We start from the raw sequence: 26,543 nt of genomic DNA on the forward strand, positions 1-26,543 counted from the left end.
CCAGCTCGTCGATCTCCCCCGGCAGCGTGCCCAAGCGCTCATCGCGGGACCCGTCCCTCGTCCGGGACAAGCCTCTTGCGGCACCATCGGCGGGGCCGCGCAGACGAAAGGCCGGGCGGGGTGCCCGCCCGGCCTTCGTGTGGACCGGTCAGCCGCAGTTGGCCCAGCCGGCGCTGGTGCCGGCGGAGCCGACGCTGCCGGAGTACCTGACGCACTGGCCCTTGGCCTGAAGCTTCACCGGGCCGGCGTAGTACTCGTAGTTACCGCTGTCGGTCTTGCTCCCGCCGCCCTGGACCTCCAGGGTCGCGGAGACGGGCGTCGCCTTGCCGACGTCGGCCGTCTTGATGGTGACGACGCAGTTCTCCCCGGTGCTCGCGTTGTACAGCTGGTAGGTGGCGCCACCCGCCACAGGGCTGCTGCGCTGCACGTAGAAGCCCGACCCGCAGACCTGGGCCGCGCTGTAGGGGTTCCTGGCCGGTGCCGCGGTCGTCGGCTTCGGCGCCGGAGTGCTGGGCTTGGGCGCCGCGGTCGTCGGCTTGGGCGCCGGAGTGCTGGGCTTCGGTGCCGCGGTCGTCGGCTTGGGCGCCGGAGTGCTGGGCTTCGGTGCCGCGGTCGTCGGCTTCGGCGCCGGAGTGCTCGGCGCCGGCGCCTGGGTGGTCGGCACCGGAGCGTCGGACGGGCTCGGCCGCGCGGGCACCGTGGGCGTCTGGGTGGGTTCCCGGGTGGGTTCCCGGGTGGGTTCCCGGGTGGGCTCTTCGGTGGGCTCGGTGGGCTGCGGGCTCGGCACCTGCTCCTGCCTCTCCGTTGCCTCCGGACTCGGCGACCGCGTGGCCGGGGGCTCGGGAGACGGCTCCGTCGGCACCGGGCTGGGCTTCGCGGTGACCGTGGCGGTGGTCGTCACCCGGGCCGTCGGCTGCGTCGTGTGCTCGGTCGGCTGCGCCGGCGGCGGAACCACCGGCTGGGTCGGCACCGGCACGATCGGGCCGGGGGTCGGGACGGAGGTGAGCTCCGGCGTGACCGGAGCGTCCGTCGGCCACTCGCTCGGCAGCACCAGCGGCTGCACCGGCGAGTCCGGATCGTCGGACGACAGCGCCCACGGCACCGTCACCTGCGGCGCCGCCGTCGGGGCCTGTCCGCCGCCTCCGGTCGCGGCGCCCGCGGTCCCGCCACCCACGTTTCCGCCGTCCGCGAGCGCGCGCCCAGCGGTCCCGTGCTGGCCCGCGGCGCGCTCCGCGGCCGCCGGCGACAGCTGGACCTCGGCGTAGTGGCCGGCGCCCCACAGACCCACGCCGGAGAGCAGGACCACGGCGCCGACCGCGGCCGCGAGGCCGACGGGGAACGGCTTGCGCCTGGCCGTCTCGACCTGGCCCGGCGCGGTCGGCGGCCCCCACGTCTGCTGCTGAGGCTGCTCCTGCGGCATGGCGGGCGGCTGCCAGGCGGCGGCGGGCGCCTGCTGGGGCTGCTGGGGAACGGGCGGCGGACCCCACGTCTGCTGCGGGGCCAGCGGAACGGGAACTCCCCCAACCGGCGGCTGCGCGGACAGCACCACCGTCGCGCCGGGGCCCGCCGCCGGTTGCGCCCCGGCGGCACCGCCGCCGAGCAGTTGCAGCATGGCGGCGTAGGCGGTGGGGCGCTGCCCCGCCTCCTTGGCCAGCGCGGGCAGCACGACCTGGCGCAGCCGCTCCTCCAGGCCGCCGAGGTCGGGCTGCGCGTTCAGCACCGCCTGCGGCTCCTGCGGGAACGGCGGACGCCCGGTCGCGGCGAAGACCACCGTGGCGGCCCAGGCGAACATGTCCGCGTACGCGTCGTACCGCTCGCCCCTGATCTGCTCGGGAGCCCGGTACGCCGGCTCGCCCACCGGCGGTCCGACGGCGACGTCGGTCAGCTTGACCCCGTCGTCGGCGACGATGACGTTGTGCGGGGTGAGCGAGCCGTGCGCGAGGTCGGCGAGGTGCACGGCGGTCAGCGCGGTGAGCACACCCACCGCGACCCGTTCGAGCGCCTCCCCCGAGAGTGGGCCCCCGGCCGCCACTGCGGCGGCCAGGCTGCGCCCCTCGACGTGTTCCCTGACGACATAGGGTCGATCACCGAGCAGGCCCGCCGTGATCGTGCGGGCCACATATGAGCTGGACACACGCGTGGCCACAGTGAGCCGGTCGAGGACGGCCTGCCCCGAACCCGGCTCGGCGGCCAAGAGCTTGATCACCCGCACAGGGGCGTCGTCGCCGGTCTCCTTGCCGACATAGACGTCGCCGCGGGGCCCCTCGTCCAGCCGTCCCAGGATGGCGTACTCGCCTATCTGCTCGGGATCACCCGGCCGTAAAGGGTGCATCTCAGTCCTTTCTAGAAGTGACCTGATCAGGATCATTCAATCAAGAGGACCCGGCACAAAGCAGCAGTTTCCGGCAGGCCAAAACATTTAACCGTCAATTACTCAAAGCCGACATGTCAACCCTCACGGCCGGGGCGCCACCTTCTGCGCCGCCCCATCGGCACGAACACCCGCAGGGCCACGATCAGCCCCACGCCGCACAGCGCCGCCGCCGCGATCGTGAGCGCCAGGTCGATCGCCTCCTGGTCCACCGGAGCCGCCCTGCTCACCGCGTTCTGCGACAGCGGGGCCGGCGCGGGCGGCGCGATGACGGGGGCGTCGACGGCCTCGAGCGGCAGGATCGCGGTGACGGCGAGAAGCGGGTTCACCATCCCGGCGCCCGTGCCCGTCCCCACGCCGCCGTCCGCCGTGGCGGTGATGCGCCACCGCACCCGCTCCTGGTTCAGCCCCGGGTGGCGGGCACGCACCAGCGCCGCCACCCCCGCGACGTACGGCGCGGCGAAGCTGGTGCCTTCGAGCCCGCTCATGTACGCCTGCCCGGGCCAGGTGGAGGTGATGGCCTGGCCCGGCCCGAGCACCCCGACGGGTGTGGCCGTGTTGGAGAAGTCGGCGCGCCTTCCGTCGGGCGTGGCGGAACCCACCGCCAGCACGCCCGGGTAGGCGGCGGGATAGGAGGCCTCCGGCGTGCCGTCCTCCGCGGTCCTGTTGCCGGCCGCCGCCACGATCACCGCGTCCTTGCCGAGCGCGTACGCCACGGCCTGCCTGAGCTTCGGATCGTCGTGGGCGTCGATCGACACGTTGATCACGTCGGCGCCGGAGTCGGCCGCGTCCATGATGGCCCTGGCCAGCGTGGCCGGATCCCCGTTCTCCTCGTTCGTCTGCTTCAGCGAGATCAGCCGCACGCCCGGCGCGACGCCGTGGAAGGGGACGCCCTTCATGTACTGAGCGGCGATGATCCCGGCGACGGCGGTGCCGTGGCCGACGCAGTCGCGGTGTCCCGTCTCGGTGTAGTCCACTTCCTTGGCCACCCGGATCTGGGGGTGGGTCAGGTCCACCCCGCTGTCGATGACCGCGACCGTGACCCCCTGGCCCGTGGTGAGCGGCCACACCCGCTTCGGGTCGAGCCTGCGCTGCGCCCACGGCTCGGCCACCTGCATGCTGCCCTTGCGCGGCGCGCACCGCACCGGCGCGGCGTGCGCCTGTGCCGGCGGCGCGGGCGGCGCCACGAGAAGCAGAGCCAGCACGGTCGCCAGAAGGCCGGGTCCCCGCATGAGTGATCAGCCTAACCGGTCGAACTCGACCGGCGATGCCGGTTCAAAACCGGCATACCGGCAATGGAGACCGGGAGCGGCGGAGACGAGGCGCGACAGCAGTCCCACTGAGTAAGGGGGCGGACGCCGTCCAGCGTCAGCAGGTGCATAAAATCCACCAAGGCTCGTAACCCAGGGGCCCGAGGGAAGGATGGACGCGGTGCACAAGGTCCTGATCGCCAACCGCGGTGAGATCGCCGTACGGATCGCCCGGGCCTGCGCAGACGCCGGGATGTCCAGTGTCGCGGTCTACGCCGACCAGGATCTGGACGCGCTGCACGTGCGGGTGGCCGACGAGGCGCACGCGCTCGGCGGGCAGAGCCCGGCCGAGACCTACCTCGACATCGACAAGATCCTGTCGGTGGCGAAGAAGACCGGCGCCGACGCCGTCCACCCCGGATACGGCTTCCTCGCCGAGAACGCCGGCTTCGCCCAGGCCGTGCTGGACGCCGGCCTGATCTGGATCGGCCCGCCGCCCTCGGCGATCACCGCGCTGGGCGACAAGGTCCAGGCCCGGCACATCGCCCAGCGCGTGGGCGCCCCGCTCGTGGCCGGAACCCCCGACCCGGTCTCCGGCGTGGAAGAGGTCGTCGCCTTCGCCCAGCAGCACGGCCTGCCGATCGCGATCAAGGCGGCCTTCGGCGGCGGCGGGCGCGGGCTCAAGGTCGCCCGCACCTTGGAGGAGATCCCCGACCTGTACGAGTCCGCGGTGCGCGAGGCCGTCACCGCCTTCGGACGCGGCGAATGCTTCGTCGAGCGCTACCTCGACCGGCCGCGCCACGTGGAGACCCAGTGCCTGGCCGACACCCACGGCAACGTCGTGGTCGTGTCCACCCGCGACTGCTCCCTGCAGCGCCGCCACCAAAAACTGGTCGAAGAGGCCCCCGCGCCGTTCCTGAGCGACGAGCAGCTCGACCTGCTCTACTCCTCCTCCAAGGCGATCTTGGCCGAGGCCGGGTACGTCGGCGCGGGCACGTGTGAGTTCCTCGTCGGCCAGGACGGCACGATCTCCTTCCTGGAGGTCAACACCCGGCTGCAGGTCGAGCACCCGGTCAGCGAGGAGGTCGCCGGCATCGACCTGGTCCGCGAGATGTTCCGCATCGCCGACGGCCAGGCCCTGGGCTACGACGACCCCGTGCTGCGCGGCCACTCCATCGAGTTCCGCATCAACGCCGAGGACGCGGGCCGTAACTTCCTGCCCGCGCCGGGCACGATCACCTCGATGCGGGTGCCGTCCGGACCCGGCGTGCGGCTGGACGGCGGTTATGAGACCGGCATGAGCGTGCCGCAGGCGTTCGACTCGCTCGTGGCCAAGCTGATCGTCACCGGCGCGACCCGGGCCCAGGCGCTGGAGCGCTCACGCCGGGCCCTGGCCGAGTACGAGATCGGCGGCATGCCGACCGTGCTGCCCTTCCACCGGGCCGTGGTGGACGACCCCGCCTTCACCGGCGAGCCGTTCACGGTGCACACCCGCTGGATCGAGACCGAGTTCGCCAACGAGATCCCCGCGTATGAGGGGGCCGTGGAGGCGGCCGAGCCCGCCGAGCGCGAGCGGATCACGGTCGAGGTCGGCGGCAAGCGCCTGGAGGTCGTCCTGCCCGCCGGCCTGGGCACGCAGAACCCGGGCGCGGCCGGCGGCTCCGGCCCGGCCAGGAAGGCGGCGCCCCGGCGCTCCGGCGGAGGCGGCGCCAAGAAGGCCGCCGCGAGCGGCGACTCCCTCGTCAGCCCGATGCAGGGCACGATCGTGAAGGTCGTCGTCGCCGACGGCGACACCGTCGAGTCCGGCGACACGATCGTCGTCCTCGAAGCGATGAAGATGGAACAACCGCTCACCGCACACAAGGGCGGCACGATCACCGGTCTCGCGGCCGCCGTCGGCCAGACGGTCACCGCCGGGGCCGTCCTGTGCGAGATCAAGGACGCCTGAGCCCGCGCCGGCGGGGCAGGCCGTCCTGCGGGAGCTCAATCCGAAGGACTGACGGGATGACCGCCCGCGGCGTCGGCGAAGCGGCGGGCCAAGTGCGCGAAGGCGTCCTTGAGCTCGGCCGGGCCGACGACCTCGATGTCGGCGTCGAACCTGCCGACGGCGGCGGCCAGTCCGGTCCATGACCACGAGCCCAGGACGAGCCGGCAGCGGTCCGGGCCGAGCTCCTCGACGACCCCGTCGCGGACATAGGGCGACACGTCGGCGGCGGGCAGGCCGAGGATCACCTCGCCGCGGCAGGGCCAGTCGCCGGAGCCGTCGGAGCCCAGGAACCTATCGGCCACGAAGGCGGCCACCGTTCCTCCGGGCAGCTCACGCGGGGTGAAGCGGGGCCCGGTCGGGATGCGCGGGGTGATCCGGTCGGCGCGGAAGATGCGCCAGTCCTCGCGGTCGAGGTCCCAGGCGACGAGATACCAGCGCCCGCCCCACGTGACGAGGTGGTGGGGCTCCACCCGCCGCGGCGGGGGCTGCGCCCCGTAGTCGAAGCGCAGCACTTCACAGGCGTGGACGGCGGCGCTGAGGGCCATGATCACCTCGCTGCCGACCTGCGGGACCGGCCGGGGCGCGGGCCGCTCGACGGCGGTGACCTGGAGGGTGTCGATCCGGTGGCGCAGCCGTGCGGGCATGACCTGCCGTACGGTGGTCAGCGCTCGGGCCGCGGCCTCCTCGATGCCGACGCCGCTGGTGGTGGCGATCCGGAGCGCGATGGCCAGGGCGACGGCCTGCTCGTCGTCGAACAGCAGCGGGGGCAGCTCCGTGCCGGCGTCCAGCCGGTATCCGCCGTCGGGCCCCTTGAAGGTCACGATGGGATAGCCGAGCTCGCGCAGCCGGTCGACGTCACGGCGCACGGTACGCGGGCTGACCTCCAGCCGCTCGGCCAGCAGCGCCCCCGGCCAGTCCCGGCGCGTCTGGAGCAGCGAGAGCAACGCCAGCAGTCGGGCTGAGGTCTTCGGCATGCTCCCCATCTTGCCCATAGAAGCGGCCACTCCCTGACCGCTACCCCTGCGACTGTTGTTCCACGTCAGGCGCTGCACAGCGTCCAGAACCCGATAGGAGCGGCATGTCCGTCAAGTCCGTCACTCATCTGAACTTCCGGGGCGACGCCCGCGCGGCGCTGGAGTTCTACCAGTCCGTCTTCGGCGGTGACCTCGCCGTCGTCACGTACAAGGACGCCGGGAGCCCGCAGGACCCGGCCGAGGCGGACCAGGTGATGTGGGGCCAGGTGGTCGCCGGCAACGGCTTCCACGTGATGGCCTACGACGTGCCCTCGCGGCTGCCGTGGGACCGGGGTGAGAACTCGTTCTTCCTCTCCCTCCGCGGCGAGACCACGGAGGAGATCACCGCGTACTGGGAGAAGCTCTCCGACGGGGCGACCATCGCGCAGCCGCTGGGGCCCGCGCAGTGGGCTCCGCTCTACGGCATGCTGACCGACCGCTTCGGCGTCGTCTGGGTCGTGGACGTCGCGAGCGAATACAACGGCTGAGCGGCGGGAGCGTGGTGCGGAGGCCCGCACCACGCTCCCGGCCGGATATCGAAGGGAACAACCAGCATGAGAACGCGGCCCCTGGGGCGGACCGGGATCCAGGTCAGCCCCTACTGCCTGGGCACCATGATGTTCGGGCGGGTCGGCAATCCCGACCACGACGACTGCGTGCGCATCGTCCACCGGGCCCTCGACGCCGGGATCAACGTCATCGACACCGCCGACGTCTACTCCTACAGCGAGACCGAGGAGATCGTCGGCAAGGCGCTCAAGGGCCGCCGCGACGACGTCATCCTCGCGACGAAGGTGAACGGACCGATGGGCGACGATCCCAACCGCGCGGGCAACTCCCGGCGCTGGATCGTCACCGAGGTCGAGCACTCGCTGCGCCGCCTCAGGACCGACCACATCGACCTCTACCAGATCCACCACCCCGACCCGGGGACCGATATCGAGGAGACACTCTCCGCGCTGACCGACCTGATGGCCGCCGGCAAGGTACGCGCCATCGGCACCTCCAACTTCCCCGCCTCCGACATCGTCGAGGCCCAATGGGTGGCCGAGCGACGCGGCCTGGCGCGCTTCCGCACCGAGCAGCCCCCGTACTCGCTCGTCAACCGCGGCATCGAGCGCGAGGTCCTGCCCGTCTGCGAGCGCTACGGCATGGGCGTGCTCGTGTGGGGCCCGCTCGGGATGGGCCTGCTCAGCGGTCGCTACCGCAAGGGCCGGACGACTCAGGCCTCCGAGCGCCGGATGGCCTGGGTGCCCAGGCACATGACCGACGAGCGCACGCTCGACACCGTCGAGCGGCTCGCCCTGCTGGCCGAGGAGGCCGGGATCCCTCTGGCCCACATGGCGATGGCGTTCACGGTCGCCCACCCGGCCGTGAGCTCGGCGATCATCGGGCCGCGCACAATGGAGCACCTCGACGACCTGCTGGCCGGCGCCGGCACCGTGCTCGGCGACGACCTCCTCGACAGGATCGACGAGATCGTGCCTCCGGGGGCCGACATCGGCCCGCTCGACGTGTCCTACGACCCGCCGCCCGTCACCCGGGCGGCGCTGCGCCGCCGGCCGACCGGCGAGCGTGCGGCGGCGTGACCCGATGACCGTTCTCGGCACCCGGGCGCTCAACCGCGCGACGCTCGCCCGTCAGTTGCTGCTCGACCGCGCCGACCTGCCGGTTCTCGGCGCCGTCGCGCACCTGTGCGGCCTGCAGGCGCAGGAGCCGCAGGAGCCGTTCGTCGGGCTCTGGTCGCGGCTGCGCGGGTTCGACCCGGCGGCGCTGTCGGACCTGCTGATCCGGCGCGGCGTGGTGCGTACTCACCTCATGCGCCGCACCGTCCACCTTCTCACCGCCGGCGACGCCCTGGCCTGGCGGGCCCGCCACGACCTCATGCTGCGCCAGCGGGTGCTCGGAACCTACCGCCGCGAGCTCGCCGGGGTGGACCTCGACGAGCTCGCGGCGGCGGGCCGGGCGGTGATGGCCGACGGCGAGCCGCGCTCGATGGGCGAGCTCGCGCGGGCGCTGGCCGGCCGCTGGCCGGAGCCGGGACCGCGGGCGCTGGGCGAGATGCTGGTCGCCGCCCTCGTCCCGATGGCGCAGCTGCCGCCGCGCGGGCTGTGGCGCACCAAGGCGGGGGTGCGCAACGTCCCGCTCTCCTCCTGGCTGGGGCGAGAGATCGACCCGCCGGCCGCGAACGGCGCCGACCCGGTGGGGGAAACGCTGGTGCGGCGTTATCTCGCCGCGTTCGGCCCCGCCGCCGTGGCCGACCTGCGCGCCTGGTGCGGCCTGGCCGGACTGCCGGCCGCGGTGGCCGCCATCCGCGGAGAGCTGGTCTCCTTCCGCGACGAGCGAGGCCGGGAGCTGCTCGACCTCCCCGGCGCGCCACGCCCGGACCCGGACACACCCGCCCCGGTACGGTTCCTGCCGGCCTTCGACAACACGATCCTCGGTTACCACGACCGCGGCCGGATCATCGACGACGCCGACCGCGGCCTGTCGGTGACCGGTGCTCGCGTGGTCCTGGTCGACGGCCGGGTCGCCGCGACCTGGACCGTCGAGGACGGCACAGTGATCGTCGCTCCGCTGCGTTCCTTCTCCCGCGCCGACCGCGACACGGTGGCCGAGGAGGGCAGGGCGCTGGCGTCGTTCCTGTCCGACGGCGACAGCGACCGTGTACGGCTCACGTGATCGGCAGAGTGGCCGGAGCCGGGGTCGTTCATCGGCAGGGGCTATGCATGCCGCGCCCCCGGTGCGGAACGATAGGTTCTTGTGGAGGAACCATCACGCCCTGCCGTTCGTCCAGTAGGGCGAAGGAGGCTTGAAGCCGTGACCATGAAGACACCGCTTGGCCGGGTGGGGGCCGCCCTGGGGGCGCTGCTCGCCGGGCTCATCACTTTGCTCGCGCTCGCGCCGGCCGCGATGGCGGCGGCTCCCCCGGACCCGACCACGGTCCTGTCGTCCTGGAAGAGCGGCAATCCGCTGTTCGTGCAGAGTGGCGCGCCCTTGACGTCCGACCAGCAGTCGGGCGTACGCGACGCGCTCAAGAACGCGGACACGAAGATCTACGCGGTCGCCCTGCCGGACGGAACGATCACCTCGTCCCAGCAGGCGGGCGCGTACATCACGCAGCTCGGCAACACGCTCGCTCAGGCGGGCCGGAGCGCGGCGACCGTGGCCGTGATCGACGGCACGAACCTGTTCGCCGGGTCCAGCGCGCTCGGGAACAACTCCAAGGGCGCCGCAGGGCGGCTGGCGAACCTGGCCGCCGCAAACAACTCAGGCGACCCGGTCGCCGTCATGAAGGACTTCGTCAACCGCATCGACGAGTTCGCCGCCGGTAATCGTAGAGACGCCCTGTCCTCCGGCAGCAAGGACACCAGCGGCGGTGGCGGCGTGCTTCTCGGCATCCTGGGTATCGCCGTTGTGGGAGGTGCCGGTTTGTGGATCATCGGACGCCGCAACAAGCGCAAGCGCGAGGAGCGCGAGGCCGCCGAGCTCGCCGCCGTCAAGCAGACGGTCGAGGAGGACGTCACGAAGTTCGGTGAGGAGATCACCGCGCTCGACGTGGACGTCAAGATGCTCCCGCAGAGCGAGACGACGGGCGACTGGCAGCGGGCGCTCGACTCCTACGAGCGGGCCAAGACCGAACTCGACGCGATCAAGCGCCCCGAGGACCTGCGCACGGTGACCTCCACGCTGGAGGACGGCCGCTACGCGCTGGCCTGCGTCAAGGCGCGCGTGAACAACCAGCCGCTGCCCGAGCGGCTGCCCCCGTGCTTCTTCAACCCGCAGCACGGCCCGTCGGTCCGCAACGTCCGGTGGGCGCCCCCCGGCGGCGCGGTGCGCGACGTCCCCGCCTGCGCGGCGGACGCCGAGGCGGTGGAGCGCGGCTTCGACCCGCAGATGCGCGAGGTCGTGGTGGACGGCCACCGCAGGCCCTACTGGGACGCCGGTCCCGCCTACCAGCCCTACGCGTACGGCTACTACGGCGGCTTCGGCGGTGGTGACCTGCTGACCGGCATGCTCGTCGGCACCATGCTCGGCAACGCGTTCGGCGGCTGGGGCCACGGCGGATACGGCGCCGGCTACGACTCCGGCTACGCGGCCGGCGTCGACGCGGGCGGCGGAGACTTCGGCGGTGGCGGAGACTTCGGCGGCGGCGGCGACTGGGGCGGCGGTGGCGGCGACTGGGGCGGCGGCGACTTCGGCGGAGGGGACTTCGGCGGCGGCGGCGACTGGTAACGCCTGAGCGCTTCGGCACGACCTCGACGAGGGGCGGACCCGAAGGTCCGCCCCTTCGTCATGTGCGGGAGCCGCGGCCACGGTTGCGGCCCGTTCACCACCGGTCGGGAAGTGTTTCGTCCGCCCGCCCGGGAACGTTGGGGCCGGTCGGCGGATTGCAAGTGGGATTAAAGATCGCGTGGGAGACTCGGGGCGTTCCCCTCAGGAGGCCCCCCGTGCGTCGCTTCGCCCCCCTCTTCGTCGCCGCCCTGTTCCTGTCGCTGCCGTTCCTGCCGGTGGGCGCGGCCGCCGCTCACGCGGCCGCCGCGCCCTGCAAGCCGGGCAGCGGCGTCAAGCTCCGCGGCAAGGACCTCACCAGCGCCGCCCTGCCCCCCGTCATGCGGTGCGCCGACCTCACCGGCGCGAAGCTCGACGGGGTGGATCTCACGGGCAAGGACCTCACCGGGGCCGTCCTCCACAAGGCCTCGCTCAAGGAGGCCGACCTCGGCCAGGCGCATCTCGACTACGCCGACCTGCGCGGCGCCGACCTCACCGAGGCCGACATGGGCCAGATGCGGGCTAAGCGGGCGAACCTGCGCGGGGCGGTCCTCGCCGACGCGGACGCCGTGCAGGCCGAGTTCCCGCACTCCGACCTGACTGGCGCGGTCCTCACCCGGGCCGTGCTCACCCAGGCCGACCTCACCGACGCGAGACTCGTGGACGCCGACCTGAAGGACGCCACGCTCGGGCAGATCAAGGGCCGTAAGGCCGACTTCACCCGGGCCAAGCTCGGCGAGGCGAAGCTCGGCCAGGCCCACCTGGAGCACGCCGTGCTGAAGGACGCCGACCTGTCCGAGGCGGAGTTCACCCAGGCCGAACTCGACGGCGCGGACTTCCACGGGGCGAACGTCGACAAGGCCTCCTTCACACAGGCCGACGACGTGGACCTCACCGGGGCGCGGGGCACGCCGGTCAACCTCCCCGACGACGCCGTCACGCCCGGCGCCGCCGCCGGGGACGAACCGGCCGCGGAGAGGACGACCACCTGGGAGCAGGACGTGCCCGGGAACGCCGTCCGCCCGAAGGGCCCGTCACCCGCGCTCATCCTCGTCATCGTGTCCGGGCTCGGCCTGAGCCTGACGCTGATCCTCTGGGGCGTCGCGCACCGGCGCAAGGAGCGGTTCGTCGCCGAGATGGCGGTGGCCAGGCACGCGGCCGAGGAGGACGTGACCCGATTCGGCGAGGAGATCGACGCCCTCGACTTCGAGATGAAGATCAACCAGGTCAGCGGACCTGCGTACGAGTGGCGCGCGGCACTCGACGCGTACGAGGCGGCCAAGCAGGCGCTGAACGTCGCCCAGACGCCGTACGACCTGCGGGCGGCGGCCACGGCGGTGGCGCGGGGACGGCATGCCCTGCACGAGGTCAGGTCACGGCTGTCCGCCACGGGCGGCCACCACTGACCTCGGCGGGTTCACCGGCGGCCCTGCCCGAAGACGGCGTCGCGGGCGATCGAGAGGGCGGTGGAGACCGCACCCCTCAGGACGGGGTTGTCCGGGATGCCGCTCACGCGTACGTGCACGGGGACGGGCGAGACCTCCGCCAGACGCTCGGCGGCCAGGGCCGCCAGCGGGTCGCCGCCCGCCAGGCTGGTGGCGCCGCCGAGGACGACGAGGCCGGGGTCGAGCACGGCGACGAGCGTGAAGGCGGCCGTCGCGACCCTCTCCGCCAGGGCCGGGAGGTCCAGTCCGCCTACGGCCTGTGCGCCCAGCAGGTCGCACACCCCGATGTCGAGCCGGTCGAGGAAGCCGATCTCGCCGGCGCCGCCGGAGGCGCCCTGGCGGAGCCTGCCGTCCAGCACGACGGCCGCGCCGACGCCGTCGTCGAGCCAGAGCAGGACGAAGTCGTCCCGCCCGGCGGCCGCCCCCGTGGCGTGCTCGGCGACGGCGGCCAGGTTGACCTCGTTCTCCACGATGACCGGCGCGTCGACCAGGGTGCGCAGGGCCGGGAGCAGCCCGGGTCTCCAGGCGGGCTCCGTGTTCGCGGCCGAGAGGTCGCCGGTCTGCGGGTCGACCAGGCCGGGCGCGCCGATCACGACCGCGTGCAGGGGACGTGAGCCCGCCGCCTCGGTGAGCGCCTCCGCGACCAGCGCGGGAAGGTTCTCCCCGATCGGCCGCGTCGCCGAGCCCACGGTGGCCCCGGTGATGTCGGCGACCGTGATGTTGATGACGTCCCGCCGCACGTCCACTCCACCCACGAACGCCCGGTCGGCGACGATCCCGTAGAGCCGGGCGTTGGGGCCGCGCCGGTCGCCTCCGCTCTCCCCCGTGACCCGGATCAGGCCGTTCACCTGGAGGCGTTCGATCAGGTCCGACACGGTCGGACGGGACAGGCCGGTGAGCGCGCGCAGCTGGGGCGCGGTCAGCGGACCCCGCTCCAGGAGCAGGTCGAGCGCGAGCCGGTCGTTGATGGCCCGCGCGAGCTGGGGTGTCGCGGTCTTCATGAAAAACTCACTTTTTATCAGGAACCCTGCCTGTTAATTTAGCCCCATGCGAGACAGACATCAACGGGCCACCGCCCTCGTCTTCGCCGTGCACGGAGCGGTGGCGGGCACCCTCGCCACCCGGATGCCCTGGTTCCAGGATCACTTCGGCCTCGGCACGGCCGCTCTCGGGCTCGTCCTGCTCTGCCCGCCGATCGGCTCGTTCCTCGCGATGCCGATGACCGCGCGGCTGGCCTACCGCTTCGGAGCCAGGGCGACGACCCGGACCCTGCTGGCCCTGTGGTGCGCGGCGCTCGCCCTGCCCGTGCTCGCGCCCGGCCCGCTGTGGCTGGCGCCCGCGTTCCTCCTGTACGGCGCCGCGGCCGGGATGTGCGACCTGGCCATGAACGCCCAGGGCGTGCTCGTGCAACGGCGCCTGGGCCGCTCGGTCATGTCCGGCCTGCACGGCATGTGGAGCGTCGGCAACCTCTGCGGCGCGGGCGTCGGGGCCGCGGCGGCGCAGGCGGGCCTGGACGCCCGCGTGCATCTCACCCTCATGGCGGCGGCGCTGCTCGCCGCAGGCGCCGCCGGAAGCCGTGCGCTCCTCGACGACGGGCCCGCGCCGGACGAGAAGCCGCCGTCCCGCTTCACCGTGCCGCCGAGGGCCGTCCTGCTGATCGGCCTGATCGGCTTCTTCGCCACCTTCGCGGAGCGGGCCGCCGGCCAGTGGGCGGCGATCTACCTCAAGGACGTGGCCGGGGCGGGCGCGGGCCTCGCCGCGGCGGGCTACGCCGTGTTCACCGCGTGCATGGTCGCGGTGCGGCTCGGCGGAGACTTCGTGGTGCGCAGACTCGGGCCGGTCGTGACGGTGCGCGCGGGGGCCGTCACGGCCGTGCTCGGCGGCGTGATGGTGGTCGCGTTCCGCACCCCCGCACCGGTGATCGCCGGGTTCGCGTTGTTCGGCGCCGGTATCGCCGTCGTCGTGCCGCTGGTGTTCGCGGCGGCGGGCCAGGTCGCCCGCACGCCCGCCGAGGGCGTCGCGGGGGTCGCGACGATCACCTGGATGTCGGGGCTCGTGGCTCCTCCCGTCACCGGCTGGCTGGCCGGCGCGTTCGCCTTCCCGTTCGCGTTCGCCCTGGTGACGGGGCTGGTCGCGGCGATGATCTGGCCGACGCGCGCGCTGCGCCCACCCGCCGCCGCCCGCGTGCCGGTCGCCGCGGCGTGCGCCGACTGAGGATCGGCCGTCAGATGCCGGCGGTCAGCGGGGACATGAGGCGGCGGGCGGCCTCGGTGATCGAGCCCGACAGCGACGGGTAGACGGCGAAGGTGTGGGCGAGCTGGTCCACGGTCAGGCGGTGCTGCACGGCCACCGACACGGCCAGGATCAGCTCCGACGCACGCGGGGCGACCACGACGCCGCCGAGCACGATGCCGGTGTTCGGACGGCAGAACAGCTTCACGAAACCGTCGTTGAAGCCCTGCATCTTGGCCCGGGCGTTGGTGGCCAGCGGCAGCTTGACGACGTTCGCCTCGATCTCGCCCGCCTCGATCTGCCGCTGCGACACGCCCACGGCGGCGATCTCCGGGTCGGTGAAGATGTTGGCGGCGACCGTGGCCAGCCGGATCGGCTGCACGGCCTCGCCGAGCGCGTGCCAGACCGCGATCCTGCCCTGCATGGCGGCGACCGAGGCGAGCATCAGGACGCCGGTGCAGTCGCCCGCGGCGTACACGCCGGGGGCAGAGGTCCTCGACACCTTGTCGACCTCGATGAAGCCGTTGCGGTCGAGCCGCACGCCGTTGTCCTCCAGCCCGAGCCCGGAGGTGTTGGGGACCATGCCGACGGTCATGAGGCAGTGGCTGCCCTCGGCGGTGCGGCCGTCCTCCAGGGTCACGACGACGCCGTGCTCGGTGCGCTTCACCGAGGCGGCGCGCGAGCGGCCCATGACGTTCATGCCGCGGCGCCGGTAGACCTCTTCCAGCACCTCGGCCGCGTCGGCGTCCTCGTTGGGCATCATCCGGTCCCGCGAGGAGACCAACGTGACCTCCGACCCGAGCGACCGGTAGGCGCCGGCGAACTCGGCGCCGGTGACGCCGGAGCCGACCACGATCAGGTGCTCGGGCAGCTCCTTCAGGTCGTACAGCTGGCGCCAGCTGAGGATGCGCTCGCCGTCGGGCTCCGCCCCCGGCAGCACGCGGGGGTGGGCGCCGGTCGCCACGATGACCACGTCGGCCCGGATCGTACGGTCCCCCGCGCGCACCACCTGGGGATCGACCAGCCGGCCCCGGGCGCGGATGACCTCGACTCCCTCGGCGCCCAGCCGGGCGGCGATGTCGTTCGACTGCGCCAGCGCGAGCTCCTTGACGCGCTTGTTCACGTCGATCATGTCCACGGCGACGCCGCCGGCGTCGTGGTCAGGGCCGCCGTCGAAGCGGACCCCCAGGGACGACGCATCGAGAAGCGCCTGTTTACGGACAGAGGAGGCGATCAGGGTCTTGGACGGCACGCAGTCGGTGAGCACGCACGCCCCGCCGGGTCCTTCCTCCTCCACGACGGTGACTCGGGCGCCCAGTTGCGCGGCGACCAGGGCCGCCTCGTATCCGCCGGGGCCACCACCGATGATCACGATCCTTGTCACATGCTCCATTGTCCCGCATCCTGGCTACGTATTCCCGGCGAGGGGCGTGTAATGGGTTAACTACGTGGATTTCTCTCGCCACGCCCCTGTGCGCGCGCTACCCGTCCAACTTTTGGGATCTTGGTTTAGGCTTGTGTACCGTGCCTGTTTACGCGGCCTACGGCAGCAACATGGACCCCAAGCAGATGGCAGAGTGGGCGCCCCACTCGCCCATGCGAGGAACGGGCTGGCTCCCGGGCTGGCGGCTCACCTTCGGCGGCGAGGACGTCAGCTGGGAGGGCGCTCTCGCCACGATAGTCGAGGACGGCGACGAGCAGGTATTCGTCGTCCTGTACGACGTGCCGGAGTGGGACGAGGCGTCCCTCGACCGCTGGATGGGCACCGACCTCGGCCTCTACCGCAAGCTCCGGCTCCGGGTAGCGACGCTGGAGGGCGACGTGCTCGCCTGGTCGTACGTGCTGAACTCCTACGAGGGCGGGCTGCCGTCGGCGCGTTACATCGGCATCCTGGCCGAGGCCGCGGAGAAGGCGGGCGCTCCCGACGACTACGTCGCCTGGCTGCGCACCCGTCCCTGCAAGAAGCTCGGCGACTGACACGGGCCCGGCACTTATCGGCCGGGTTCATGCTCTTCTGTACCCTCAGCAAAGTGACCCCATATGACCTGGCGGCCGAGGCCGCGACCACGCTGAGGAACCTCACCGGCATTCCTTCCTTCGACGTCGCCCTCGTCATGGGCTCGGGCTGGGTCCCGGCCGCGGACGCGATCGGCGAGACGGTCGCCGAGCTCGCGGTGACGAAACTGCCCGGGTTCTCGCCTCCCGCGGTCGCCGGTCACGCGGGGACGGTGCGCGCGGTGCGCACGGCCGCCGGGCTCAACGCGCTGATCTTCCTTGGACGTACGCATCTGTACGAGGGCCGCGGGGTGGAGCCGGTCGTCCACGGGGTGCGCACGGCCGTCGCGGCCGGGGTGCGCACGGTCGTGCTGACCAACGCGGCGGGCGGGCTGCGCCCGGAGATCCAGAAGGTCGGCGACCCGGTCCTGATCAGCGACCACATCAACCTCACCGGCAGCAACCCGATCACGGGCGCGACGTTCATCGACCTCACCGAGGTGTACTCCAGGCGCCTGCGCGATCTCGCCCGGGCGGTGGACCCCACGCTGGCCGAGGGCGTGTACGTCGCCTTCCGCGGCCCGACGTACGAGACGCCCGCGGAGATCCGGATGCTGCGCACGCTCGGCGGCGACCTGATCGGCATGTCCACGGTGCTGGAGGCGATCGCCGCCCGGGAGGCCGGGGCGGAGGTGCTCGGGATCTCCCTGGTCACCAACCCCGGCGCGGGCCTGGTGGGCGAGCCGCTCAACCACGAGGAGGTCCTGGAGGTCGGCCGGGCCACGGCCGCCCGCATGGGCGTCCTGCTCGCCCAGGTCGTCGACAAGCTGTAGGGAGCATTTATGACCGACTTCGTACGGCTCGCCCGGGAATGGCGTGACCAGGACCCCGACCCCGAGACGCGGGCGGAGCTCGACGGGCTCCTGGAACGCGGCGATTCGGCCGCCCTGGAGGACCGCTTCGGCGTGAAGCTGGAGTTCGGCACGGCGGGCCTGCGCGGCGCGCTGGGAGCCGGGCCCAACCGGATGAACCGGGTCACGGTGATGCGGGCGGCGGCGGGGCTGGCCCGCGTGCTCGGGCCGGGACGCCACGTGGTGATCGGCTACGACGCGCGGCACAAGTCCGACGTGTTCGCCGCCGACACGGCCCGCGTGCTGACCGGGGCGGGCCTGCGCGCCTCGGTCATGGCCGGGAAATGGCCCACCCCGGTCCTGGCGTTCGCCGTGCGCCACCTGGGCGCGGACGCGGGCGTCATGGTCACCGCCTCGCACAACCCGCCCCAGGACAACGGTTACAAGGTCTACTGGGGCGACGGCGCGCAGATCGTGCCGCCGATCGACCAGGAGATCTCCGCCGCCATCGACGCGGCCGGCCGGGTGGACGCCCTCCCGCTGGGCGAGGACTGGCAGACCCTCGACCACGACGACATCGTCGTGCCGTACCTGCGGGCCCTGGCCGCGCTCCCGATCGGCGACGCCCGCGAGATCGCGGTCGCGTACACGCCGCTGCACGGCGTCGGCGGCGCGACCGTGTCCGGGGCGTTCCGCGTGGCGGGCTTCGAGGTGCCGGTCATGGTGAGCCGGCAGGCGATGCCCGACCCGGACTTCCCCACGGTGGCGTTCCCCAACCCGGAGGAACCGGGCGCCATGGACCTCGGGCTCGAACTCGCCGCCGCGACCCGCGCCGATCTGGTGCTGGCCAACGACCCGGACGCGGACCGGTGCGCGGTGGGCACCCCGCTGCCGGGCGGCGGTTACCGCATGCTGACCGGCGACGAGGTGGGCGGCCTGCTGGCCGAGCACGTGCTGCGGCACACCTCGGGAGACGACCGGCTGGTCGCCACCTCGATCGTGTCGTCGTCGCTGCTCGCCAAGATCGCCGCCGATCACGGCGTGCGGCACGCCGAGACCCTGACCGGATTCAAGTGGATCATGAAGTCGGGCCCGGGGCTGGTCTTCGGCTATGAGGAGGCGCTGGGCTACAGCGTGGGGTCGGACGCCGGCCTGCCGGTCCACGACAAGGACGGCGTGGGGGCCGCCCTCACCGTGGCCGGGATGGCCGCCGCGGCCAAGCGGGACGGCAAATCGCTGCTCGACCTGCTGGACGACCAGGCCCGCCGCCACGGCCTGCACGCGACCGCCCAGCTCTCCGTCCGGGTCGATGACCTGTCGCTGATCGCCAAGGCCATGGAGCGTCTCCGTACGCACCCGCCGATGGAACTGGCGGGCCGGACGGTGGAGTCGGCCGAGGACCTGTCCCAGGGGGCGGCGGGGCTGCCGCCGACCGAGGGCCTGCGCTACCGCCTGTCCGGCCACGCCCGGGTCGTCGTACGGCCCAGCGGCACCGAGCCCAAGCTCAAGTGCTACCTGGAGGTCGTCGTGCCGGTCGAGGGCGACGACGTCGCGCCCGCCCGGGCCGGGGCCGCGCAGGACCTGGAGGACCTGAAGAAGGACCTCGCCGTCGCCCTCGGGCTCTGAGCTACGCGCAGACGGTGTCCCGGGCCGGCCGCTCGCCGGTGACCAGGAACGCGGTGACGGCGCTGTCGCCGCAGGCGTTGCCGTTGGCCACGTAGGATCCGTGCCCGCCCGAGTCGACGGTCACCATGCGCGCCCGGCTCCCGAGCGCCTCGCGCATCCGCAGGGCGCCGCTGTACGGCGTCGCCGGGTCGCGCAGGTTCTGCACGAGCAGCACGTTGGACGGTCCCTGCGACGTGACCCGCACCGGCGCCTCCGCCGGCCGGTAGGGCCAGTAGGCGCAGGGGCCGATGTTGACCGGCATGCCGCCGGTGAGCGGGTGAGCCGCGCGGTCGCGGGCCACCAGCCGCCGGTGGAGATCGACCGAGCTCGGCCACTCGACGTCGTTGCAGATGGTCGCGGCCACCGAGGCCGCGCCGTTCTGCAGCGCCGCGTCCGGCGCGGTGGAGGGCTCAGGGAGGGGACCCGAGCCGAGCGCCGCCCCCATGAGCCCGGCCAGGGCGGGGAACCCGGTGTCGGAATACAGCGCGTTCAGCATGGTCTCGCGCAGGGCCGCGCCGTCGAGCCGCGGCGGATTGGCGCCTGGCCACGGGATCGGCTCGCGGTCCAGGCGGTCGGCGAGGTCCAGGAACGTACGGCGGACCGCTGCGGCGTCCGCTCCCAGGCCGTACTCGTCGTTCCGTTCGGCGGCCCAGGCCGCGAAGTCGGGGAAACGGTCCTCGACGCCCACCGAGTAGTTGGCCAGCCAGGCTCGGGCGACCTTGTGCGGGTCGGGATCGTCGTTGCTGTCGAGGATCACCCTGTCGGTCCGGCCGGGGAACATCGTGGCGTAGACGGCCCCGGCGTACGTGCCGTAGGAGACGCCCCAGTAGGACAGGCGGTCCTCCCCGAGGGCCCGGCGGACGGCGTCGATGTCCCTGGCCTCGTTGCGCGTGCTGACGGTGCGCAAGACGGCGCCGCCGTTGCGGGCGCAGGCCTCGCTGAACCTGCGGGCGTACGCGACGTTCTCGCCGATGTCGCCGCCGGCCGAGGGGTAGGGCTTGAGCCGGCTGGGCGCCAGGTCGTCGTGCGCGAGCCCGCAGGAGACGGGCGAGCTCTGGCCGACGCCCCGCGGGTCGAAGCCGACCAGGTCGTAACGGTCGAGCACGGCGCTCGGCAGACGCTTCACCATCGTGCTCGGCCTGCTCAGGCCCGGGCTGCCCGGTCCTCCGGGGATGAGCAGCAGCACGCCCCTGCGCAGTCCCGGCCGAGCCGTACGGATCCTGGAGACGGCCAGGGAGATCGTTCCGCCGCCCGGCCTGCCATATGTGAGGGGGACCTGGAGCGTCGTGCACTCCTGGCGGGGATCCAGCCCGGCGGCGGCGCCGCAGGAGGTCCAGGACGTCGCGGCGTGGGCGGCGACCGGGGCGGCTGAGAGGGAGATCAGGGCGGCAGCCCCGATGGAGGCGATGCGATTCATGTTCCAGCCTTCGAGTCGTATGGGGGTAGGCCGCGGCCCGGCTAGTCGCGGGCGCCGATGGTCTCGGCAGGGCGGGCGCGCAGCGCGAGACGTGCGGGGAGGCTCGTGGCGACCAGGGCGAGCGCGGCCACGGCGGCGATCACCAGCGCGTAGCCTGCCGGGGGGACGTACGGCAGGGCCGACCCGGTCATCCCCCTGCTGAAGGCCGACAGCGTGATCAGCGCGATGCCGGTCCCGGCGAGCACGGAGACGACCAGCGCGGTCAGGGTCTCCAGGCGGAGCATGCGCAGCACCTGCCGCCGGGTCGCGCCGACCAGGCGGAGCAGGGCCAGCTCCCGTGATCGGTCCGTGGTGGACATGGCCAGCGTGTTGACCACGGCGATCGCGCTGAACGCGATGATCAGGCCCATGGCCACGTAGTTGACCTCGGCGTTCGGAGCCTCCGCCTCGGCCCCTCCCGTCGGCGACACCACCGGCGCCACGGCGGCCAGGGCCGCACGCGAGACCGAGGGGGCCTCGACGAGCAGGGTCCCCGAGGGGTCGTCGACATGGCCGGCCACCAGCGCGTACGGCAGGGTCAGGTCGCCGAAGCCGAGGCCGCGCGAGTAGATCGCCACGACCTTCAGCTCCGCCGGGGTCCCGTCGCCCAGGGTGAGCCTGACCGCGTCGCCGGTCGACAGGCCGAGTCTGGAGGCCGCCGACTCGCTCAGCGCGGCCGACCGGGCGCCGAATCCGTCGAGCGAGCCGGACACGACTCCGAGGTCCACGGCCTGCCCGATGGGCCGCTCGCCGCTGTCGACGCCCTGCGCGCCGTACTTGTCCAGCCCGATGCGCACGGAGGTGCGCACCACCGAGGTCACGGCCTTCACACCCGGCACCCGGCGCACCGCGTCCGCCGGCGCGCCGCTCACCACGTAGTCGGCGTGGGTTCCTGCGGCGGCCTGGGCGGCCGACGCGTGCCCCATCGTGGTCTGGGTGAACAGGATGGTGCAGGTCATGGCCACCAGAAGAGTCAGCGGCGCCATCACGGAGGCCATCCGTCCCGGGCCCGTCCGCAGGTTGCGCGCCGCCAGGTATCCGGCGCGGGAGGCACGCAGCGCGACACCGAGCAGGACGGTCGCGGCGCGGGCGAGCACCGGGCCGAGCAGGGTGAAGGCCACCGTCCAGACGAGCGCGGTCAGCATCGTCACGGGGCTCGACGCCGCCTCGGTCTCGAGGCCCGACAGCACCAGCGTCAGTGTGATCCCACCGGCGACGCAGAGGAGGCCCGCGATCGACCGGCCGAGGGGCAGGCGGCCCCCGCCCATGGCGGCCTCGCCCAGCGCCTCGACCGGGCGGATCCGCGCGGTGCGGCGGACCGAGAGGCGGGTCGCGGCCCACGCCGCCGCCACGGCTGCCAGCAGGGCGGCCGCCGCCGGGAACGGGCTGACCACCAGGCTCAGGTTCGCCGGCATGGCGCCCAGCTCGACGAACCGGCCGCGCAGCCAGAACCCGAGGCCGACTCCGGCGGCCGATCCGATGACGCCGGCCGCAAGGCCGACCAGCAGCGCCTCGCCGCCCAGCAGCCCGCGCACCTGGCCGGGCGTGGCGGCGACCGCACGGAGGAGGGCGATCTCGCGCCGTCGCTGCTGCACGGCGAGGGCGGAGGTGCCGGTCACGACGAGGATCGCCACCAGCAGGGACGTGCCGCCCAGCGCGCCGCCGAGGCTGATCAGCCGCACCCGCGCCTGCTCCGCGTCGAGGAACTCCACCGTGCCGCGCTGATCCCCGGCGTAGGCCACGAGACGATCACCCAGCACCGGCGTCACATCCACCCGGGGAAAGACGCCGATCGCGGTCACCAGTTCCGGGCGTCCGGCCAGCCGGCGGGCCTCGGACGTCGAGAAGAACACCGTGTCCTGGCTCGGCAGGGCCTGCGCGGTCACCCCCACGACCCGGTACGCCTCGCCCCTGACGTGCAAGGCCGCGCCCACGGACAGGCCCGAGCGGGCGTCCACGACCACCTCGCCGTCCTCGCGCGGCGGGCGTCCCCGCGCGATGGTGAACGGCGTGAGCCCCGCCGACTCCCACCCGTGCCCGAGAGCGTGCCCGTTCACGGGGAACGTCACCTCGGTCAGCACCTTCGAGACGCCCGGCAGGCCGCGCAGCCTCGCGGCCGTCGCCTCGGGGATCCAGACCCGCTCCGAGAGCGGCTTGGCCTTCGTCTTGACCTTCCCGGAGGACTTGGTCACGGTCTCGTGGACGTTCTGGTCGCCGGCGACGATCAGCGGCACGCCCGCGTAGCGCTCCGGCGCGACCCCGCCCCGCAGGCCGGTCTCCAGCAGCATCAGGCACGCGCAGACCAGCGCGGCGGCGCACACCAGCGCGACGAACGCCCCCGCGAACGCCGCCCTGCGGTGCCGCAGAGTCTTCAGAGCGAGTCCCGTGATCACGCGTACGCCCCCAGCCTGGTCATGCGCTCGGCGATCTTCTCTGAGCTCGGTGCGGCCATCGCGTCCACGATCCGGCCGTCGGCGAGGAACAGGACGGTGTCGGCGTAGGAGGCGGCCACCGGGTCGTGGGTGACCATCACCACGGTCTGGCCGAGCCCGTCCACCACCTCCCGCAGCAGCCGGAGCACGTCACGGGCGGTCATCGTGTCGAGCGCGCCGGTCGGCTCGTCGCCGAAGACCACCTGCGGCCGGGTCACCAGCGCCCTGGCGATCGCCACCCGCTGCTGCTGCCCGCCGGACAACTGGGCGGGGCGGTGCCCGGTGCGGCCCGCCAGCCCCACCCGCCCGACGATCTCCTCAAGCCACGCCCGGTCGACCCGCGCTCCGGCCAGCCGCATCGGCAGCGTGATGTTCTCCAGCACGGTCAGGGACGAGACCAGGTTGAACGCCTGGAACACGAAGCCGATCCGCTGCCTGCGCAGCTCCGTCAACCGGGTCTCGTCCATGCCGGACAGCTCCGTGCCGCCCAGCCGCACCGAGCCGGAGGAGGGCGTGTCCAGCCCCGCCGCGCAGTGCAGGAACGTGCTCTTGCCCGAACCCGACGGTCCCATCACGGCGGTGAAGCTCCCGCCGGGGATGGTCACCGAGACCTCACGCAGGGCGGCCACCGCGCCCTGTCCCTTTCCATACACCTTGCTCACCGCGTCAAGGCGAAGCACCTCTGTCATGTGCTCAAGCCTGCTGACCAGCGGTCATGCATCCCAGAGACCGCCTCACCTCGTGACCATGACCTCCTCATGATCCGGACACTGATAGACATATCCGCGTGATTCGCGTACTCCTTGCCGAGGACCAGCACGTCATCAGGAGCGCCCTGGCCGCCCTGCTCGGGCTGGAGGAGGACCTGGAAATCGTCGCGACCGTGGAGTCCGGAGAGGCCGCCCTGGCCGCCGCGGCGGTCCACCGCCCCGACGTCGCCGTCCTCGACATCGACATGCCCGGCAGGCTGGACGGCCTGGCCGCCGCGGCCGAGCTCCGCACGCGCCTGCCCGCCTGCCGCGCCCTGATGCTGACCGCGTACGGCAAGCCGGGGCATCTGCGCCGCGCACTCGGCGCCGGTGTCGCCGGATTCGTGCTGAAGACGGCGCCGCCGGACGAACTCGTGGCCGCCATCCGCAAGGTCGCGGCCGGCGAGCGAGTGCTCGACCCCTCGCTCGCGGTCACCGCATGGGACCTGGCGGACAACCCGCTCACCCCGCGCGAGGCCGACGTGCTCCGCCTGGCCGCCGCCGGCGCGGACGCCACGGACATCGCCGCGCGGCTCCACCTGGCCGCGGGCACCGTGCGCAACTACCTCACTGTGATCGTCACCAAGCTCAACGCCCGCAACCGGACCGACGCGGTGCGCATCGCCACCGAGGCCGGCTGGATCTAAGCCCGCGCAGGCGCCCGGTAGGGCACGCTGGCGTCGAGCGTGAACCGGTCGCCTTCGACGTGCGAGGTCAGCCGGCCGTCCAGGGCGGCGAGGCGGGTGGTCAGGTTGCCGATGCCTGACGACCCCCGCCGCGCCTTCCCCGCACTCACCCCGTCGTTGCGCACCCGCAGCCGCAGCCCGCTCTCGTCGGCGCGCATCGTGATCGAGCAGTGGCGGGCCTCGCTGTGCCTGAGCACGTTCGTCACGGCCTCCCTGAGCACGGTGCCCAGGACGGTCTCGACCTCGGCGGGCAGGTTCGGCTCGACCGGCTCCACGGTCACCCGGATCCCGGCGGCCGACAGCACCGTGCGCGCCGACTCCACCTCGGCCGCCAGGGACAGCTCCCGCTGCTCGCCCGACACCGAGCGCAGGTCCGCCCGCGCGCCCTCCGCCATGGCGACGATCTCCTCGATCCGCTCCGGAGGGCACTTCAGGCGGCGGGCCAGCTCACAGGTGAGAAGGATCGCGGCCAGGGAGTGCCCGAGCAGGTCGTGCAGGTCACGGGCGGCGCGCAGGCGCTCCTCGACGATCGCGGAGCGGGCCAGGCTCTCCCGCGCGGCCTGGAGTTCCTTGACGATCTGGGCCAGGCGGAGCAGGGCGTAGACCACCAGCCCCGTGACGAGCGCGCTGACCGTGCTGTTGGCGAGGACGGGGGCGGGCAGGCCGAACAGCGTCCCGGCCCCGGCGACGCTCGCCAGGATCGCCGCCACCACCGGCCACGCGGCCCTCCAGGGGAACGCCAGCAGGACCGGCCCGGCCAGGAAGCCCGCCACTCCGAGCCAGACGGGCCCGAACACCGGGACCGGCGCGTACGTGAGCACCGCCATCACCGCCAGCGCCGCCATGTGACGCCCGTTGACGGAGCGGAGCTGCATGACGACGATCACGCCGAGGCACGCCGCGGCCGGGATCACGAGGGCGCCGGAGAGCTGGAGCAGCGCCTTGACGCTGAAGCCCACGAGGACGGCCGCGAGCACCGTGACCGACACGGCGTACGAGACGTCGTGCGCGGGCTTCCGCAGGGGCCACCGCCGCCTTCCGCCCGCCGGGAATTCCGGAGCACCGGCGTCGTCGTCGCTCGTCTCGCCGGGCCGCGTGAAGGGCTCCGCCTCGGTGGCAGGGCCGCGGGGAAGGGTCGCCTCCACCACGAAGCGTCCGTCGGGGGAAAGACGCGTGGTGAGGGCGCCGCCCGCCTCCTCCAGCCGGAGGCCGTCGAAGTCAGGACCCTCGGCGGTGCGGTGGCCGTCGTCTATGACGCGCAGCCGCACCCGGTCTCCCTGCTCACTTGTCTCGATGACGCACAGCCGGGCGGTGCCGCGCCGTACGACGTCGGTGACGGCCTCGCGCAGCACGCTCGCCAGCAGCGCCCCGCCGGGGCCGAGCGGCTCGGTGTGGCCGCCGCGCACCTCGACGGCGATCCCCGCGGCGTCGAGCATCGCCCGCGCCGTCACCAGCTCGGGAGCGAGGGAGGTGGCGCGGTAGCCCGCGGAGGCGGCGCGGGCGTCGGCCAGCGCCGCACGCGCGGTGGCGGTCACCGAGGCCAGCACCTCGGCCGCGCCGTCCGGCTCCGCGAGCGCGCGGCGACCACCCTCGACGATCACCTCCAGGCTCCGCCCGAGGCCGTCGTTCAGCTCGGCCGCCAGGCGCAGCCGCTCGGCGGCCACGGCCGCGGCGGCCAGCGAGAGCCGGGCGGCGTGCATCTCGCCCGCGCGCTCCACGAGCCGGGTGAGGCCGAAGACGACCAGCGAGATCAGCACCACGGTGATCGTCGCGTCGGCCGTCGCCCCGCCGCGGGCGGCGTCGATCAGCGCCGCGCTCGCCACCACGAGCGGGGCGAGCACGCGCGCCTGGGTCAGCAGCAGCGAACCGGCCAGGAAGCCCAGGATCCCGGTGGAGACGCCACCGGCGACGCTCGCCGTGTAGACGAGGGCGGCCTGCACGGCGAGCAGCCACCACTTCCTGACCTTCAACAGGTAGAGGACCTGCACGCCGAACACCGCCACCGCGATCGGCGCACCGGCGACCACGTAGACGCTCGCGAGCGCGGCCAGCACGACGACGACGATCATTCGCGCCAGACGCACTCAGACCCCCACGGCAACGGTGACCGCCCCGGCGTCGCGCGGGCACCACGCACGG

20 protein-coding genes are annotated in these 26,543 nt (G+C 73.3%); 11 read left to right on the top strand and 9 right to left on the bottom strand.

Annotated elements, in window-relative coordinates; all coding sequences use genetic code 11:
- Positions 1-148: 148 nt before the first annotated feature.
- Both ACQEVJ_RS38170 and mycP read right to left on the bottom strand, forming a co-directional pair.
- Positions 149-2,332, bottom strand: coding sequence for a protein kinase domain-containing protein (locus tag ACQEVJ_RS38170; protein WP_433109561.1), 2,184 nt, complete (start codon positions 2,330-2,332; stop codon positions 149-151).
- Between the two features lie 116 nt (positions 2,333-2,448).
- On the bottom strand, positions 2,449-3,603 hold the full coding sequence (gene mycP / locus ACQEVJ_RS38175; RefSeq protein WP_433109562.1) for a type VII secretion-associated serine protease mycosin: 1,155 nt from the start codon (positions 3,601-3,603) through the stop codon (positions 2,449-2,451).
- Between the two features lie 199 nt (positions 3,604-3,802).
- On the opposite strand from mycP, the gene ACQEVJ_RS38180 reads away from it, so the two are divergent.
- Positions 3,803-5,569 carry an acetyl/propionyl/methylcrotonyl-CoA carboxylase subunit alpha gene (locus ACQEVJ_RS38180; RefSeq protein ID WP_433109563.1) on the top strand — a complete coding sequence of 589 codons (1,767 nt, stop codon included), beginning with the start codon at positions 3,803-3,805 and terminating at the stop codon, positions 5,567-5,569.
- A gap of 35 nt (positions 5,570-5,604) precedes the next feature.
- On the opposite strand, the gene ACQEVJ_RS38185 is transcribed toward ACQEVJ_RS38180, so the two are convergent.
- The gene (locus ACQEVJ_RS38185) at positions 5,605-6,582 is read right to left on the bottom strand and encodes a helix-turn-helix transcriptional regulator (RefSeq protein WP_433109564.1); all 978 of its coding nucleotides are present in this window, start codon (positions 6,580-6,582) and stop codon (positions 5,605-5,607) included.
- 104 nt (positions 6,583-6,686) lie between these two features.
- Between ACQEVJ_RS38185 and ACQEVJ_RS38190 the strand changes: the two genes are divergently transcribed.
- The 5 genes from ACQEVJ_RS38190 (at position 6,687) to ACQEVJ_RS38210 (ending at position 12,299) form a co-directional block, all read left to right on the top strand.
- Positions 6,687-7,109, top strand: coding sequence for a VOC family protein (locus ACQEVJ_RS38190; protein WP_433109565.1), 423 nt, complete (start codon positions 6,687-6,689; stop codon positions 7,107-7,109).
- Between the two features lie 66 nt (positions 7,110-7,175).
- Positions 7,176-8,210: an aldo/keto reductase gene (locus ACQEVJ_RS38195; protein ID WP_433109566.1), complete on the top strand. Its 1,035-nt coding sequence runs from the start codon at positions 7,176-7,178 to the stop codon at positions 8,208-8,210.
- A 4-nt stretch (positions 8,211-8,214) separates the two neighbouring features.
- The gene (locus ACQEVJ_RS38200; protein ID WP_433109567.1) at positions 8,215-9,303 is read left to right on the top strand and encodes a winged helix DNA-binding domain-containing protein; all 1,089 of its coding nucleotides are present in this window, start codon (positions 8,215-8,217) and stop codon (positions 9,301-9,303) included.
- A 144-nt stretch (positions 9,304-9,447) separates the two neighbouring features.
- Positions 9,448-10,857, top strand: a complete 1,410-nt coding sequence (locus ACQEVJ_RS38205) for a hypothetical protein (protein WP_433113192.1) — start codon at positions 9,448-9,450, stop codon at positions 10,855-10,857.
- A 215-nt stretch (positions 10,858-11,072) separates the two neighbouring features.
- The gene (locus ACQEVJ_RS38210; RefSeq protein WP_433109568.1) at positions 11,073-12,299 is read left to right on the top strand and encodes a pentapeptide repeat-containing protein; all 1,227 of its coding nucleotides are present in this window, start codon (positions 11,073-11,075) and stop codon (positions 12,297-12,299) included.
- Positions 12,300-12,310: 11 nt separating this feature from the next.
- On the opposite strand, the gene ACQEVJ_RS38215 is transcribed toward ACQEVJ_RS38210, so the two are convergent.
- Entirely contained in the window at positions 12,311-13,339 is a 1,029-nt protein-coding gene (locus tag ACQEVJ_RS38215; protein ID WP_433109569.1) for an ROK family transcriptional regulator, read from the bottom strand.
- Positions 13,340-13,385: 46 nt separating this feature from the next.
- Here ACQEVJ_RS38215 and ACQEVJ_RS38220 point away from each other — a divergent pair, with 46 nt between their 5' ends.
- On the top strand, positions 13,386-14,552 hold the full coding sequence (locus ACQEVJ_RS38220; RefSeq protein WP_433109570.1) for an MFS transporter: 1,167 nt from the start codon (positions 13,386-13,388) through the stop codon (positions 14,550-14,552).
- Positions 14,553-14,562: 10 nt separating this feature from the next.
- Here ACQEVJ_RS38220 and ACQEVJ_RS38225 read toward each other — a convergent pair whose 3' ends face one another.
- The gene (locus ACQEVJ_RS38225) at positions 14,563-15,954 is read right to left on the bottom strand and encodes an NAD(P)H-quinone dehydrogenase (RefSeq protein ID WP_433109571.1); all 1,392 of its coding nucleotides are present in this window, start codon (positions 15,952-15,954) and stop codon (positions 14,563-14,565) included.
- Positions 15,955-16,094: 140 nt separating this feature from the next.
- On the opposite strand from ACQEVJ_RS38225, the gene ACQEVJ_RS38230 reads away from it, so the two are divergent.
- The 3 genes from ACQEVJ_RS38230 to ACQEVJ_RS38240 are packed head-to-tail and all read left to right on the top strand — an operon-like array spanning position 16,095 to position 19,042.
- On the top strand, positions 16,095-16,547 hold the full coding sequence (locus ACQEVJ_RS38230; RefSeq protein WP_433109572.1) for a gamma-glutamylcyclotransferase: 453 nt from the start codon (positions 16,095-16,097) through the stop codon (positions 16,545-16,547).
- A 53-nt stretch (positions 16,548-16,600) separates the two neighbouring features.
- Positions 16,601-17,398, top strand: a complete 798-nt coding sequence (locus ACQEVJ_RS38235) for a purine-nucleoside phosphorylase (RefSeq protein WP_433109573.1) — start codon at positions 16,601-16,603, stop codon at positions 17,396-17,398.
- Between the two features lie 9 nt (positions 17,399-17,407).
- Entirely contained in the window at positions 17,408-19,042 is a 1,635-nt protein-coding gene (locus ACQEVJ_RS38240; protein ID WP_433109574.1) for a phospho-sugar mutase, read from the top strand.
- A 1-nt stretch (position 19,043) separates the two neighbouring features.
- On the opposite strand, the gene ACQEVJ_RS38245 is transcribed toward ACQEVJ_RS38240, so the two are convergent.
- From ACQEVJ_RS38245 to ACQEVJ_RS38255, 3 genes are read right to left on the bottom strand one after another with little or no spacing between them, the layout of a single operon-like run.
- Positions 19,044-20,498, bottom strand: coding sequence for an alpha/beta hydrolase (locus tag ACQEVJ_RS38245; RefSeq protein ID WP_433109575.1), 1,455 nt, complete (start codon positions 20,496-20,498; stop codon positions 19,044-19,046).
- Positions 20,499-20,539: 41 nt separating this feature from the next.
- On the bottom strand, positions 20,540-22,930 hold the full coding sequence (locus tag ACQEVJ_RS38250; protein ID WP_433109576.1) for an FtsX-like permease family protein: 2,391 nt from the start codon (positions 22,928-22,930) through the stop codon (positions 20,540-20,542).
- Entirely contained in the window at positions 22,927-23,658 is a 732-nt protein-coding gene (locus ACQEVJ_RS38255) for an ABC transporter ATP-binding protein (protein WP_433109577.1), read from the bottom strand. Before ACQEVJ_RS38255 ends, ACQEVJ_RS38250 begins: the two co-directional genes overlap by 4 nt.
- 98 nt (positions 23,659-23,756) lie before the next feature.
- On the opposite strand from ACQEVJ_RS38255, the gene ACQEVJ_RS38260 reads away from it, so the two are divergent.
- On the top strand, positions 23,757-24,365 hold the full coding sequence (locus ACQEVJ_RS38260; RefSeq protein ID WP_433109578.1) for a response regulator transcription factor: 609 nt from the start codon (positions 23,757-23,759) through the stop codon (positions 24,363-24,365).
- Here the strand turns inward: ACQEVJ_RS38260 and ACQEVJ_RS38265 are convergent.
- On the bottom strand, positions 24,362-26,488 hold the full coding sequence (locus ACQEVJ_RS38265; protein ID WP_433109579.1) for a histidine kinase: 2,127 nt from the start codon (positions 26,486-26,488) through the stop codon (positions 24,362-24,364). The genes ACQEVJ_RS38260 and ACQEVJ_RS38265 overlap by 4 nt on opposite strands.
- Between the last annotated feature and the right edge of the window lie 55 nt (positions 26,489-26,543).

Origin of the sequence: Microbispora sp. CA-102843 (assembly GCF_050936215.1) — a bacterium.
Taxonomy (GTDB): Bacteria; Actinomycetota; Actinomycetes; order Streptosporangiales; family Streptosporangiaceae; genus Microbispora.